The 15,367-nt window shown below is 38.0% G+C and carries 14 protein-coding genes, 1 pseudogene and 1 riboswitch; all 15 genes and pseudogenes read left to right on the forward strand.

The window, feature by feature from the left end:
• Nucleotides 1-12: 12 nt before the first annotated feature.
• A complete protein-coding gene (locus tag PaeCFBP13512_RS04805) occupies nt 13-1,083 on the forward strand; it encodes an SAM-dependent methyltransferase (protein ID WP_137221543.1) in 1,071 nt (356 codons plus the stop codon).
• A gap of 68 nt (nt 1,084-1,151) precedes the next feature.
• Complete coding sequence (locus tag PaeCFBP13512_RS04810; protein WP_137221545.1) at nt 1,152-1,622, forward strand: DinB family protein; 471 nt, start codon at nt 1,152-1,154, stop codon at nt 1,620-1,622.
• 236 nt (nt 1,623-1,858) lie between these two features.
• Entirely contained in the window at nt 1,859-3,340 is a 1,482-nt protein-coding gene (locus tag PaeCFBP13512_RS04815; protein WP_137221547.1) for a serine/threonine protein kinase, read from the forward strand.
• A gap of 27 nt (nt 3,341-3,367) precedes the next feature.
• Nucleotides 3,368-4,390, forward strand: coding sequence for an SAF domain-containing protein (locus tag PaeCFBP13512_RS04820; RefSeq protein WP_161594214.1), 1,023 nt, complete (start codon nt 3,368-3,370; stop codon nt 4,388-4,390).
• Nucleotides 4,391-4,438: 48 nt separating this feature from the next.
• Nucleotides 4,439-5,164, forward strand: a complete 726-nt coding sequence (locus PaeCFBP13512_RS04825; protein ID WP_137221551.1) for a hypothetical protein — start codon at nt 4,439-4,441, stop codon at nt 5,162-5,164.
• Entirely contained in the window at nt 5,161-6,000 is an 840-nt protein-coding gene (locus PaeCFBP13512_RS04830) for a hypothetical protein (protein ID WP_137221553.1), read from the forward strand. The genes PaeCFBP13512_RS04825 and PaeCFBP13512_RS04830 overlap by 4 nt, the downstream gene beginning before the upstream one ends.
• A complete protein-coding gene (locus PaeCFBP13512_RS04835) occupies nt 5,990-7,807 on the forward strand; it encodes an ATPase, T2SS/T4P/T4SS family (RefSeq protein ID WP_137221555.1) in 1,818 nt (605 codons plus the stop codon). Before PaeCFBP13512_RS04830 ends, PaeCFBP13512_RS04835 begins: the two co-directional genes overlap by 11 nt.
• Nucleotides 7,804-9,873 (forward strand): hypothetical protein, encoded by a 2,070-nt coding sequence (locus tag PaeCFBP13512_RS04840; protein ID WP_137221557.1) that lies wholly within the window; start codon nt 7,804-7,806, stop codon nt 9,871-9,873. Before PaeCFBP13512_RS04835 ends, PaeCFBP13512_RS04840 begins: the two co-directional genes overlap by 4 nt.
• A gap of 55 nt (nt 9,874-9,928) precedes the next feature.
• On the forward strand, nt 9,929-10,414 hold the full coding sequence (locus tag PaeCFBP13512_RS04845) for an ABC transporter permease (protein ID WP_069325978.1): 486 nt from the start codon (nt 9,929-9,931) through the stop codon (nt 10,412-10,414).
• Between the two features lie 10 nt (nt 10,415-10,424).
• Nucleotides 10,425-10,805: a hypothetical protein gene (locus tag PaeCFBP13512_RS04850; protein WP_137221558.1), complete on the forward strand. Its 381-nt coding sequence runs from the start codon at nt 10,425-10,427 to the stop codon at nt 10,803-10,805.
• A gap of 20 nt (nt 10,806-10,825) precedes the next feature.
• Nucleotides 10,826-11,377: a hypothetical protein gene (locus PaeCFBP13512_RS04855; RefSeq protein ID WP_137221560.1), complete on the forward strand. Its 552-nt coding sequence runs from the start codon at nt 10,826-10,828 to the stop codon at nt 11,375-11,377.
• On the forward strand, nt 11,364-12,356 hold the full coding sequence (locus tag PaeCFBP13512_RS04860) for a hypothetical protein (RefSeq protein WP_137221562.1): 993 nt from the start codon (nt 11,364-11,366) through the stop codon (nt 12,354-12,356). The genes PaeCFBP13512_RS04855 and PaeCFBP13512_RS04860 overlap by 14 nt, the downstream gene beginning before the upstream one ends.
• A gap of 296 nt (nt 12,357-12,652) precedes the next feature.
• Nucleotides 12,653-13,241 (forward strand): annotated as a pseudogene (locus PaeCFBP13512_RS23625) (ATP-binding cassette domain-containing protein); the annotation flags it as partial.
• A 74-nt stretch (nt 13,242-13,315) separates the two neighbouring features.
• On the forward strand, nt 13,316-14,209 hold the full coding sequence (locus PaeCFBP13512_RS23630) for an ATP-binding cassette domain-containing protein (protein ID WP_425415563.1): 894 nt from the start codon (nt 13,316-13,318) through the stop codon (nt 14,207-14,209).
• A 163-nt stretch (nt 14,210-14,372) separates the two neighbouring features.
• A riboswitch (TPP riboswitch) is annotated at nt 14,373-14,482 on the forward strand.
• Between the two features lie 243 nt (nt 14,483-14,725).
• Nucleotides 14,726-15,361 (forward strand): thiamine phosphate synthase, encoded by a 636-nt coding sequence (locus PaeCFBP13512_RS04870; RefSeq protein ID WP_137221564.1) that lies wholly within the window; start codon nt 14,726-14,728, stop codon nt 15,359-15,361.
• Nucleotides 15,362-15,367 lie beyond the last annotated feature (6 nt).

The following is a 15,367-nucleotide window of genomic DNA, read 5'->3' on the forward strand; positions in this document are numbered from 1 at the left end:
GAACATTAACTCATGAATGACCAAGAAAACAATACGCAAGAACAAGAGCAACAAAGCGATTCTCGCTGGATCGGAACAGCTAATCACGGTTTTGCTCCTTATGCACAAGAAGAATTAAAAAGGACTTTCGGAGCTGTAAAAAGTTCTGTTTTAGTTGCTTCTGAAGTGCTTTTATTAACTTTACCTGTAGCTAGTGAGCAAGTGGTACAACGTTTATTAGCAGAACCGCCTATGTTCTTACGTCATATTCAACCGGTTCATTATGATCTGGTATTGGATCAGATCGATGCAGCGCAACATCCATTTGATGTATTAGCCGATTTACTATTGAAACGTGATGAATTGAAAGGTATTCGTCTAGCTGTGCATATTCGCAAAACAGCTGATGCTGCACCAGAAGAAAATGCGTCTGAATTACGGCATCTGCTTGAACAACGTCTAATGGGCTTGCAGTCTGATTTTGCAGTACAGGATGCAGACAAAGTAGTCTCTGTATTTTGGACAGCAGAACGGCTGTATGCAGGTATTTCTGTACCAACAGATAATCTGTCGGATTGGAATGGTGGAGCCGTTCGTTTCCAACGAGAAGAAGGTCAGATTTCACGTGCCAAATTCAAATTACTTGAAGCAGAACGTGTATTTGGAATCGACTTTACTGCGTTTCGTTCTGCGGTTGATGTAGGTGCTGCGCCGGGAGGCTGGACTTCTTTTCTACTGGATAAAGGATTGCAAGTGACAGCAGTAGATCCAGCTAAAATGGATCCTTCTCTACAAAATATTCCTAATCTTAAAGTAGTCAAAAAAAATGCAGCTGATGTCAAATTCAAACCGAATGAATTCGATCTACTGGTTTGTGATATGAGTTGGAGCCCTAAGTTAACAGCTAAATTGGTTATTGGTATGTTAGATGCTGTTGTGCCGGGCGGAACTGTGATTGTTACAGTGAAGTTAATGAACAAAAAGCCACTGGCTTTGATCAAAGAAGTCATCAGCACCTTTGAAGAAGCGCGTATGCAGGTTCAACGTGCGAAGCAATTATTTCATAACCGTGACGAGATTACGCTCTATATGGTCAAATACTGATAAAATAGAGTTGATCAGATCATTGGATATATCAATATAAAGATCAATGTGGAGAAGGATGTGTACTTATGCAAAACGCAATTTATCGTTATTTACCGGATATGGAGCATTTTGTAGAACAGATTCGCGCGATTCCTGAAGCAGAAATTGATTTTAAACCAGCACCAGAAGCATGGAGCATTCATGAGATCGTTGTTCATCTATTTGATGTAGAAATTATGCTTCAATCCCGATTGAAATCAGTCTTGGCTGAAGAAAATCCTGTGATTAGAGCATTTGATCAAGATCTATGGGCACAAAATCTAAAGTATAGTTCACTTAATATGGAACATCACCTGCAAGCATTGATCGCAATGCGTAGGGCTTTTGCACCTGTTTTGGAGCAGATTCGTGATGAAGATTGGGAACGTACAGGTGAGCATACAGAAGATGGAACACTGTCTGCACGTATGATTGCAGAGAAACTTTGTGTATCTCATTTAGAATTGCATGTCAAACAAGTGCAACGTAATCGAGACGCTTATGCTGCTCAAAAATGATCATATTGAACTATGTAGGAAAATAGTCTTATAAAAACTCTTTACAAATCCCGACTTTATCATTTATAATAAATTCAAATTGAAGTGCAACGGACAGGGAAAGCATCCCGTCCACTGAAACAACTAATCCTAACAGGGTTATTTTCAGTGTGACGGTAGCTTTCCCTTTTTTGTTGCATTTTTTGATATGGAGACGATATGACTGAATAACAAACTGTAATCAAGGAGGTATATCTATGATTTACTCATCCAAATTAGCATATGGCATGGTACTAGGAGATCGCTATCGGATTGAGCAAAAGTTAGGCAGTGGTGGTATGAGTCATGTCTATCTAGCTCATGACTTGAAGTTACCCGGACGATCGTGGGCGATCAAAGAAAGTGTCTCTGCGCCATCACAATTTGTAAATGTAGCCGATGAAGCACAGATGTTAATTACATTGAGTCATCCTTCTTTACCAAGAATTGTAGATTTTTTTGAGCCTGATGCTGAAGGATTTACATACTTAGTTATGGATTATATTGAAGGTATTACATTGGATCAACAATTCAAAAAACATCCTGAATATATTACAGCATCTTTTATTATGCGCTGTGCAGATCAATTGTGCGAAGTACTAGAGTATTTACATGATCGTGAACCACCGATTGTTTTTCGAGATATGAAGCCTTCTAATGTGATGGTCACACCGATGCAAGATATGAGGTTGATCGATTTCGGAATTGCACGCAACTTTAAGCCAGAAGAAACAGAAGATACAGTGAAATTAGGAACGGTTGGATTCGCTGCACCCGAACAATATGGTAGTGGACAAACGGATAGTCGTTCTGATTTGTATGGATTAGGAGCATTAATTCTGTATCTAGCTACAGGAGGTCATTATAGCGAATGGATGCCCGGTATGGAGAAATTTATTCGTAGCGATCTTCCTCGTGGAATTATCCCTGTATTACGCAAAATGTTACAGCATCGTCCAATCGATCGTTTTCAAAATGCTACTGAAGCTCGTGAAGCAATACGAAGAGCGGTGCAAGAAAATACAGCGTCTATCTATCCGAATTCACTTTCTAGCGCTGTAAATATGCAACAAGCGACGATGGTAGTGGCTGTAATTGGCACAGCATCAGGTACAGGAACAACACATACAGCTATAGCAATCGCCCATTATCTTGCCCGTCATGGAGGCGGCGTTGCCCTAGCAGAAATGAATGGAGTACCTGGAACATTTGCAAGAATTCAATCGGTTGCAGGAGGAAGCTCCAACCCGCTTGATCGTAAATTTCAAATACAACATGTAGATTATTGGCGAGAATCAGCACGTGCAGAAGTAGTGAATTTGTTGGGTGGAAGTTATCGCTTTCTCGTACTTGATCTCGGTTGCTACAAAGACAATGAGCGCTTAGAAGAGTTTTTAAGAGCCGATATTCCGATTGTAGTAGGATCGGGAGCTGAATGGCGTTATCAAGATATTTTGAAGTTTGCAGAACAATTGCAACGTCATCCGCAAAACAAATGGCATTATTGTTTACCTTTGGCTACACAAGAAGTGACACAGCGGATAAGCAAAGAGATGGAGACTCAGCAAGTCTATGCGTTACCATGGCAACCTGATCCTTTTGATCAACATGCGCAGATGGATACCGCTCTACAAACTATTTTCAATAGTATTATCCCAGCACCTATCAAAAGAAAAAAATTTCGCTTTAGTCTACGTTAAAAAGCAGAAATGAAGGAGATTATAACATTGTCTAAAATCAGACAACGCACCAAGCATTTAATATATGCAGGTTTATGCGGAGCAGGGGCGATTGGTCTTTGTTTTGCAGGATATGTGATTTACTCTAGTATTCAGTTCAAGCATGATCAGAATGAACTTAGAGCACGCTATGAACAGCAGATACGCACATTAGAAGAAGGCACAGAACGTGTAACTGTATTTGTACCTTCACAAGAAGTAACAGCAGGCAAAGAAATCACTAAAAAAGATCTAGTTAGCATCAATTTGCCTAAGCAATCTTTGCCAGATCATCTCTTACCTACAGTCAATGAGTTAGTCGGTAAAACAACTAAAATTAATTTAACCCGTAATATGCCGATCACCACTTCGATGATCTATGAAGAACAGCCGACTACAGATGATATGCGTAATCGTGAACTAAACACCATCTTAATGCCTACAGATATCAAAAAAGGAGATACGATTGATATTAGGATTCAATTTCCTACCGGGCAAGATTATATTGTGTTAACCAAAAAGAAATTAAATAATTTAGATTATCCAACCATATGGACCACTTTAAAAGAAGACGAAATGTTAGCATTATCCAGTGCAACCGTAGATGCGTTATTGCATAAAGCATCATTGTACGCTGTTAGTTATGTAGAACCAGAATTACAAAAAGAAGCTATTCCTACGTACCCTTCTAACGCTGAAGTATTAAATTTAATGAAAGCAGATCCTAATATCGTAGGCACAGCAGAACGTTATTTATTAGACAATGTACGGAAGCAATTAGAATTAGATCTTAAAGCTCTATCCGATGAACAACGACTCAATATTGCGCAGTCTGCTCAATCGGCAGCAGAATCCGCTGTATCTACAAGACAATCCTATAATCAGTCAGGTGGAGCAAGTTCATATAACAACAATTCTAATCAGGAAAACAATACATCTAACAACGAACAGACAACTACAGATAATAGTTCTACCAATACTGAGAATTCAATATATAAAAACAACGCATCTGAAGCCTTTACATCTCAATAGATCGAAAATAGAAACGATACCCTTTACAAAAAGAAAGGATTGAGCAGTTTGAAAACCTGGATATTTACAGGATTGTGCGATAAGCGAGATTTAATGTTATCCCTTTGTGCTTTGATGACCTCAGCCGGGCAAAAAGTATTATTAATCGATGCGACTTTAGAATATCGTTATCGCTACTACAGTGGCAATTCGGATTATAGAAAGACTATTACTGAATTTGCCGGATTTGATTTAGCGACAGGGTTTGAAGCTTTTGAACATATTAATACACAGTTATCCCATACAGGTGAAGATTGTATGCACTACGATTATATTCTTTGTGATGTAGAACAGACTACTTTTTATAATCGTGAGCAATGGATTAGTGCCGAGGAACATGTCTGGGTAAGCGATTATGATCGACTGACAATCGACAAAAGTATTAACTGGTTCGAACAGTGGTATCAACAGATGCAAGCTCAAGATAAAGCCACTTTTGTCCCTTCATTTCATTTAACGTTTATTCATACAATAGATTGTTCATTAGAATCGCAATATATCCGCAGTCATTTAGATCATTTACCGATTGCTTGGAATACAGAGATTGTTACTATTCCATGGACAGAATCGGATATGGCTCTGAAGTTAGAAAATGAATATGCAGAAAAGTTACGTATTCGTCCATTATCCCGTTTGTTCAAAAAAGGATTGTGTGAACTTACAGGTCAGATCAGCGGAATGGAAAATAAAGAAATTAAAAAAGCGCTTAAACAAGCAGAAAGGAAAAGAGCATGAGTACAGTAATGTTTTGGAGTCCGCAAGCAGGTCATGGTAAAACATCTTCACATACCGCATTAGTTACATTAACAGCAGCACTACAATATCGCTTACGCATATTGGTCTGCCATAATCAAGCTCAAGGCGAAAGTATAGAGAGCGGATTAATGGCTCATGGTACTCTCGTATCTACCGCTTATCAGGAATCAGATATTGGTATTGATAGTGTGCGTCGATTGTTATCTTCACGCAAGCTGAACAAAAATAATATATCTGATTACACGATTCCTTTATTAAAAGATCGATTAGACCTACTACCGGGCACAATGATTCAATCCAACCAGACAGTGCCAGATAAAGATTCAGATTGGCATGATATTTTGAATATTGCGAATGAGTATTATGATCTTGTGATGGTAGATATAGGTTCAGGTATGGATAAAGTGGAATTGTTGAAGTATGCAGATGGTGTAGTCGTCAATATGAGCCAGAATATCAATCATTTAGAATCCTTTTTTACTACTAGCAAGCAATGGGCATCGATTCATCAGCAACCATGGACAACTGTATTGGGTGCTTATGATCCAGATTCCAAATGCACGATATCCAATATTCGTCGCAAATACAGTTTGAAGCAAAATATATTCGCTATTGAAAATGATGCTCAATTTAGAGATGCATGGAATGTACAGACACTGCTTCCTTTTGTTCGTCGGAATCTGGGAGTGGCTCAGCCGCGTAAATATGTGGAACTCTTTAAGCAAGCGACTATGTTAACAGAACATGTACTCGAACAGTTAAATGAGGGACATGATCATAAGCGGCTTGGAGAGGGGAAGCTTCATGCTATTTGAAAATGGAATCAATATGACTTTGATTATTATCGTTCTGCTGATTCTGGGTGTACTTTTGTTTGCACGCCATCGTCGTGCAGCCCTTGCAGGTAATGATATCGCTATCAATCATAGTCAGGAGCATACATTGTCTGCATTGATTCAATATGTTAAAGATCAATTGCATGATATGAGCCATAGTCGTTTATCAGATTATGGTCTGAATGAAGAAGAGTATAGACGTAGAATTGCAAAGCGTACCGAATTACGTCAAGCGTTAAAAGGCTGTATTTCTGGAGATGTAATGGATAAGCGCTATGTCAAAGATTTTATTGCAGGTCTTTTACACAAAGGATACGGGCTAAATGAAACCAATATCAATCAGATTATTCCGTTTGATCAAGAAGAACGATTAACAACAGGTGAACAGTTCGATATTTTGTTATATCGCTATATTCGCGAATATGGACGTGATGGATTATCGATGCTGATTGATACATATGATCTAGCAGCGCCTAAATTAATCGAAACCGATGGAGATAGCTTATCTTATGCTATAACAGATCATGATATTCAGCAGATTTTTAGACAGGAATATCGTCCTTTAACTTTTGAAGAAAAGTTAGATATTGTAACGCAAAAAGTCTATCAGCATTATAAAGGATTTTCTGTTATTGATGAAATTAGAGATCAACGAGTGGATGGAGTAAGTGGCGGGGTCAGTGGTGTATTGGAAGACTCAGGGCAACTGACACCACGGTATATGCCTAATCCTAAAGATGAAGTTGTTGAACCACCTGCTAAAGGATGGGAAAGCGTATGGCTATTTTATAAAGGTAAATCTATTCACTTATCTTTTTTAAGCTTTGGGTCTGTGCGCGAATTAAAACGGGTCTGTCAAAATATCTATAAATACAATCATCCAGGGCAATTGTCTGAAGCTAATGGATACAAAGTAAATGAAATGAAAGATGGTTCACGGATCGTCGTTGTACGTCCTCCTTTTGCAGAATCATGGGCATTTTTTGTACGTAAATTTGATGTGCAAAATGCTACTTTAGAACAATTGATTCGTGGCGATCAATCGGCAATGGTGATTGAAATGCTGGTTTACTTGATGAAAGGAGCACGCATCACATCGATAACAGGTGCTCAAGGTTCTGGTAAAACAACATTGTTGATGGCACTGGTGAAGCATATCTACGCTTCATATACATTGCGTGTACAAGAAATGGCGTCAGAACTTCATTTGCGTGAAATCTATAGTCGACGTAATATTTTGAGCTTCCGTGAAACTGAAAATGTATCTGGTCAACAAGGTCTAGATGTGCAGAAAAAAACCGATGGAACAGTTAATATTCTGGGAGAAGTTGCTACCGATGAAGTCGCTGCATGGATGATTCAGATGGCACAGGTGGCCAGCTTATTCACTATTTTCACTCATCATGCCAAAACATTTCGTGATCTGATCTATTCGCTTCGTAACTCATTGCTCAAAACAGGGGTTTTCCAAAATGAAGTGATTGCTGAAGAGCAAGTCGTTAGTGTCATTAACTTTGATATTCATTTGAAAAGAGATGCAGAAGGACAACGTTATATTGAACGTATCACTGAATGTGTACCTGTAGCAGATCTAAGTGAAGAAGAAGGTCATAACCAGCGTTATACGTTTATTGCACGTAATATTATTGAATACCATGATGGTGTATATGTAGCTGTTCATCCGTTATCTACAAAAAATCAGATCGAAATGCAAGAGCAAATGACAACACAAGATCGTGTTTCGTTTGAACGTTTTGTACATACGTATTGGGGGCAAGCGGTATGAGTATCAAGCATTTGCTTATCGCTGTATTGATTATATGTGCAGTTGGAATGGCAGTTGTTATCATACTTTACCGGATACAGCATAATCGTAGTCGTCATTTAACAGCAATGATGCCTTCTGAGAAAAATCATGATCTGCGCAAACGATGGCAAGCATGGCATTATCAGACGCTACAGCAATCGTATATGGTAGCAATGAAAGTTCCATTATTAGGAAGTTATGTGCTTCGGATCCGCAAACGGCTTACCAGTATTCATGCTTATGAAGAATGGGAATTACGTCGTCGTACGATGGCAGTAACATGGATGATTATAGGCATACTAGGTGGATCGATAGTGATCCTTATGATCCGTAATCCTGACCCTTTGTTCTTTATTATGCTTTGTATTGCTGCTGTAGTACTCAATAGCATGTTTATCGAAGCTTATGCCGGTCGATTAGAACGAAGATTGCTGCGTCAAATGGTCGATTTGCTAGCAGATGTCAGACATCATTATCACCGTCATGGAATGGTGGATGAATCTCTATATGAAGCGTCAGAATATGCCGCTCCTGAGATTGCGCTCCATGCGAACTTGATCGTAGAAGCATTAACCGACCAACATCCAGAAGAACGATTAGAACAGTATTATGAGACAGCTCCTAACCGCTTTCTGAAGGCTTTTGCCGGTATATCCGGTATGGTGATGGAATATGGGGATAAAGTAAGACAAGATGGTTCTATGTATCTTAGAGGACTCAGTAATCTCACTAAAGAGATTCATTTAGAGATTTTACGAAGAGATAAGCTGGATTATCTGCTTAAAAGTCTAAACATTATTGTGCTTGTGCCGATCTTTTTTACCAATCCAATCGAACAATGGGCACGTAGTAATTTTCCAGCAATGGATGATTTTTATACCAGTAAATTAGGATTTATCGCACGTATTTTTATTTTCATCTTGATTCTCATTAGTTATCTGTTACTTCAAAAATTACAAACTTACGATGAGACAACGTATCGAGCTGGGAAAGATTATCGTTCCTGGGAACAAGCATTGTTGAAATGGAAATGGTTTAGCAAAATTGTTTTTCTAGCATCAGCAGGAGAAAATCCACTTCATAAGTATCGTTTAGACAAATTATTGAATGATGCAAATGCCAGAATTACAGTGGAGTGGTTACAAGTACGCAGATTAGTACTTTGCATTTTATGTTTCGTCGTTACTTTATCAGCAGGAATGATTCTACATCATCAATCCAAAGAAATGATTCTATATGCACCTGTCAAAAACGATATGTTATTTGGCTCTATGTCTATAGATGAACAAAAAAACGCACAGGAATTAGCTGATTTGGATCGTCAAATTATGCTTTCTGTCGGATTGTCTAGTCAAGTGACTTATGAGCAGATTGCAATACAGGTGAACAACTCTGGCAAGTTTCGAGATCAAGAGCAGATCAATACCACAACGGATCGCATTTTGCTCAAGCTCAAAGCATATGATAGTGAATATTTTCGCTGGTGGGAGTTGCTGATTGCCCTTATGATGGCTTTGATTGCTTATCAAGTCCCTGTATGGATGCTGTATTTCCAGAAAAAAGCACGAAGTATGGATATGAAGCACGAAGTATATCAATTTCATACCGTGATCTCCATGCTCAGTGGAATGGATCGTATGTCTGTCGAAGTGATTTTGGAATGGATGAATCGATTCGCCGTTATCTTCAAATTACCGTTACAGAAATGCTTACTTCATTATGAACATGGACCTGAAGATGCATTGGAACAGCTCAAAGATGAAGTCTCTTTTCCTGAATTCGGTAAGCTAGTCGACAAACTTCATCTAGCCGTAGATAAAATTCCGATTCCACAAGCATTTGATGATCTAGAAAGTGATATGTCTTATTACTTTGAACAGCGTCGTCAAGAATATGAAAAAATGATCGAAACGAAAGCAACATGGGGAAAAATGATTGGCTTTACGCCTATGTATGCTTTGATATTCCTTTATCTGGTATTACCGTTAATCGGTATGAGCTTTAGCCAGATGGAAGTGTATTATGATCAGATTCAGAAAATATAGCTATTCATAAACTATTAACGTATAAACTACAAAACCAATAACGGGGGATTTTACAATGAATAATGCTTCAACTGCTTTGAAAGTAGCCGCAGGAATATTTTTAACGATTGCTTTGATTACGATAGTTGTTATTTTATTTATTTCTGCTCAAGAAGCTACCAAAACTGCACAAAATAACTTTGCGGATATCCAAACTGAATTATCTCAAGCTTCTTACACTGTATATGATGGTACAACTATTAGTGGTTCTCAAGTAACGAATGCTTTACGTAAGTTCAGCGGCAAAGAACAGTTTGGTGTTCAGGTAACAACGGGTAAAAACAAAGGGTCTAACGGACAATGGTATGGCAATACGTTAAATACAAGCGGAGAATTAACTTCAGATTCGTATGGATCCGTAACCGCTAAAGCTAATGGGGATATGAATAATACAATGGCCGAATCAAGTGCCGAGTATGTTAATCCAAGTGGTAAATTCAAAGCAGCGATTATCAAAGATCGTTCTAATGTAGTTCGCGGTCTTGTTTTCACACAACAGTAAGGAATGATCTATGGATAATAGTACAAAAAGTATGCTATGGCTGGCTGTTCAATTATTTTTGTTTGGAACAGCTTGCCTAGCGGCGCTTTACTTGAGCGGTGGAATGCAGAAAGTCACTCAATTATCAGAACCCGTGATGCAGGGTCAAAAACAAAGTGTTCAGCAGTATATTGGCATTTCAGAACCGCTGACATATACAGGCGCACAGGTCAGGCAGTCGATAGCTCAGATTCAAGAGATCGGTGTCGATATGCAAATAGATCATTCTCTTTATCCTCATCATATACAACCTGAACCATCTACATTACTGAAAATAGACGTACAGCGTACGTATCAGGTCACTTACCAGACCGATCAGCAAGGGAATATAGTGACTATTCAATTTAGCTAAGAAGGATCAAGGAGAACGCTATGAATTCGATGTCCAAAGTATTTGCCGCTTTTCTTGCGGTAGCTTTATTATATGTATTTCCGACGATGCAGGCGGCAGAGCGGCAAGACGATCTTTCTCAGATGATGGTTTATAATGCAGTTGTTCAATTTACCGATGCTGTACGTACCAAAGGATATGTGACTCCAACAATGTACAATGATTTTACACGTGAAATGAACGCTACAGGGAATCAGTACACTATTCAATTAGAACATTTGCACAAAACGTATCATCCTGAATATACAGATTCTGCGAATCCGAATACGTTTAAAAATAAATTTACTACTGTATATGAAGGGTATTATGAGAATGCGATACTCCCTGTATTGTATCCAGAAAATAGTATGGCTAAAGATGATCCAAGCAGACAATATCGTTTACAAAATGGTGATTATTTCACCGTAAAAGTAGAAAGTACCAATCGAACCATGGCAGCGATCTTACGTGGGATGCTGGGAATTGAAGGAAATCAGAATCGTTCTGCTGTACTTGCACGTTATGGAGGCATGGTGCTCAATGAAGATTACTGATTTTGCAATTTTATTCGTAATTATTTTCTTTCCATTATTTTGGCTAAGTGGACTACATACCGATGAACAGTCACAAGCATCCAGTCTACAAATTTCGTACACTACAGCACTTCGGACCGCTTCTCAAGACGCAGGTCAGGTTATGAGTACTAATGAACAGCAACAATATGAAGCAGGATATTCTTCTGAGAAGTTTTTTCGAGCAGACAAAGAACTAGCTTTACAGACATTTCTGAATACACTTTATTTGAACTTTGGTATTCGTGGTGATGAATCGGCTCAGCAAAACCTTTTGCATTATATTCCTGCTATTGTTGTGATAGATTATGATGGGTATTATATTTATGCCACCGAAAATTACATAGGTGCAGATGGATCATCCAATGCCAGACATACATGGCATCCCAAAAAGCCGTATGCGTATTCAGATGCGCAAGGTAACAGTATACAATTTACATTAGATCATACTGTTCATGTGACAGAAGCAAATACCGGCAAAGTATTAGATGGACAAGCAGAGCAGTTAGCTAATGAGACAGATATCGCACTTTTAGACCAAATGGATACCTTTGAGCAAGTTAGACGTACAGCTATCGTGAGTTCGATACAAAAAGATTTGGCTTATTATATTAACAAGCATAATGAATATGCTTCTCGTTACGGGATTTCTTATACATTTACGTTGCCAACGATCTCGCAAGAGGAATGGAATAATAGTATCAATGATATCGGTATTTTATCTTTTTTACAGGGGATTCCTACAGGTAGCGGTTACTACAACAATTATGCTCTAGGTGGAGGACGATTAGTGAAAAAGACTTCTTGGTTAGGAACAGTCGATCCTGATTCAGGTATTAAATATGCATATCCTAATGGCTGTAAGTTACCTGCGCCTGCTCAAGATTTATTCACCGATGCCAAAGAAGCAGCGAAATCAGGATATTTTCTACATGATTGTCGTAATCCTTTAATACATTAATCATTTACTAATTGGAGAGCGACAATAAATAAGAATCGCTCAAGCGAATGGCTACCTATTTACAAGCTTTATTAATCGTTTTTATTCATTTGTTCGTAATAAATTCACTTACAACGGTGTTCAAATTTATTCAAAAAGTAGTAAATATATTTGCTTGATCAGAAAATGAATGTAAAAAAATGAAAATTTTCAGTTCTAGACAGCTTCTGCTTATGTTACAATACACTCTGTAGCAATTTTGTAACGGTGCATATTTAAAAAAGAGATATTTAATATAGACAGGAGCATTATTTAACATGAGTTTGTTATCAGTAGAAAATGTAACGCATAATTTTGGAGACCGGACATTATTTCGGGATGTATCTTTTCGTCTGCTTGCTGGAGAGCATGTAGGCTTAGTCGGTGCGAATGGCGCTGGCAAATCAACACTAATGAATATTATGACAGGTAAACTGTTAAAAGATAGCGGTAAAGTCGAATGGGCTCCGCGTGTACGTTATGGTTATTTGGATCAACATACGAAGCTAACTGAAGGAAAAACAGTACGCGATGTACTTAAAGATGCTTTTCTTCCTTTACTGGAATTAGAACAACAACTAAACGAAGTCACTAACCAGATGGCAGATGCTTCACCTGAACAATTGGAAGTATTGTTAGAGCAAATGGGTGATATCCAAGAACAACTGGAAATTGGAGATTTCTATTTACTAGATACCAAAGTTGAAGATATGGCTTATGGTCTGGGTCTGAATGTAATCGGACTTGATAAAGATGTAACAGCATTAAGTGGTGGACAACGTACCAAAGTATTACTTGCCAAATTACTACTTGAAAAGCCTAATGTATTGTTATTAGATGAGCCTACCAACTATCTGGATGTAGAACACATTCAATGGTTAACACGTTATCTACAAGACTATCCACATGCTTTTGTATTGATTTCGCATGATACGGATTTCATGAATCAAGTTGTTAATGTTATTTATCATTTGGAATTTGCCAAATTAAATAGGTATACAGCTGATTATGCTAAGTTTTTGGAAATGGCAGATATTCAAAAGCATCAACATATTGAAGCGTTTGAAAAACAGCAAGATTTTATCAAAAAACAAGAAGAATTTATTCAAAAAAATAAAGCACGTGCATCGACATCAGGACGTGCGAAAAGTCGTGAAAAGCAATTAAATCGGATCGAGCGAATCGACAAACCGGAAGAATTTGCAAAGCCGACATTTAATTTCAAAGAAGCACGTGCAAGTAGTAAAACGGTATTTGAAGGTAAAGACTTCGAGATCGGTTATACTCACGCTTTATTGCCTAAAATGACTATGAATATTGAACGTGGCGAGAAAATTGCTATCGTAGGTTGTAATGGTGTAGGTAAATCAACTTTGCTCAAAACAATTCTAGGTAAACTTCAACCGGTTAGTGGTAAAACGTATCTTGGCGATTATTTACATTCGGCTTATTTTGAGCAAGAAGTACGCCCGGATCAATTGACACCGATTGATGAAGTATGGAATGAATTTTCTCATTTGAGTCAAAATGAAGTTCGAGGTCACCTAGCACGTTGTGGATTGAAAAATGAGCATATTACACGTCCTATGCGTATGTTAAGTGGTGGAGAGCAAGCGAAAGTACGCTTATGCAAACTTTTATTACGTGAAAGCAACTGGGTACTTTTCGATGAGCCTACCAATCACTTGGATGTTCATGCTAAAAACGAACTGAAACGTGCTTTAAAAGCATACAAAGGTACGATCTTGCTTGTTTCTCATGAACCTGAATTTTATGAAGATTGGGTCACTAAAATTTGGGATGTTGAGCAATGGTCTGAAGCTAAAGCAAAATAATAGATGTATAAATATTTTTATAAATAAAGCTAACAATATCATTTATTTATAATAATTTTGGATGTATATTTGCTTTTGATTTACATTATTTGTATATTATATTTCTATAATGATTTGCTTTATCGAAATCTGTTTGCTAAGATGAATAACAAATCGAATAGCTTGAATGCACTAGGGGGGCCGCTTGAGGCTGAGATGAAAGTAGATATTGCTTTCGGACCCTTTGTACCTGATCTGGATCATACCAGCGTAGGGAAGTGGTAGCAGAGTTACGGAAATGTTAGATCATATTGCATGTACGATTAAGTCATTGACTGTATGGAGCAGAAATTATTTTATACAGAATTAGCTTATGAGGATTGTCGATATGTTGTCCGTTATTCTAATAATAATCTTGTTTGATCTCAGACAAGAATCATTATTTTCTAAGTTTATACTAGCCACTTCTTTATTCATAAGAAGTGGCTTTTTTGCGTTCACTTATACATATTTTGAGGGAAGGAGAGCATATATCTTATGGAGCTTCATGCCATCAGTACAGGTCAACAATCGATCGATCAGCTTGTAAAGATAGCTTCCCAGATCTATTCATGGACAACCGCTATTCATATTCGTGAAAAAAAGTGGTCTGATTCTCAGATCATTGATGCTGTCCAGCAGTTGATTCATACAGGAGTGCCACGATCCAAAATCAGGATCAATAGCCGATCTCAATTAGCAGTGGATCTGAATATAGGTGGTGTGCATTTAAGTGAACATATGTCTTATATAACTACAGATGATCCTCTTTCAAGATGGAAAGTCGGGCGATCTGTTCATAGCATAGAGCAAGCATTACAAGCTCAAGATGAAGGGGTAGATTATCTTTTTTATGGACATATTTATGCGACTACTTCTAAGCCAGATCTGAGTCCACGAGGATTAGATCAATTAGAAAAGCTTTGTCATGCTGTATCTATACCTGTGATTGCTATAGGTGGTATTCAACCCGAACATTGCCAAGACATTCATCAAGCAGGTGCTACAGGAATAGCTGTCATGTCGGGTATTTTTGAAGCGGAACATCCACAGCATGTCTGTCGGTTATATAACGAAAGTATTCAACAAGTTACTTTTACCGATCTACAATCACAATCATTAGGAAAGAAGTGAATCGGC

Source organism: Paenibacillus sp. CFBP13512, from assembly GCF_005233705.1.
Lineage (GTDB): Bacteria > Bacillota > Bacilli > Paenibacillales > Paenibacillaceae > Saccharibacillus > Saccharibacillus nuruki.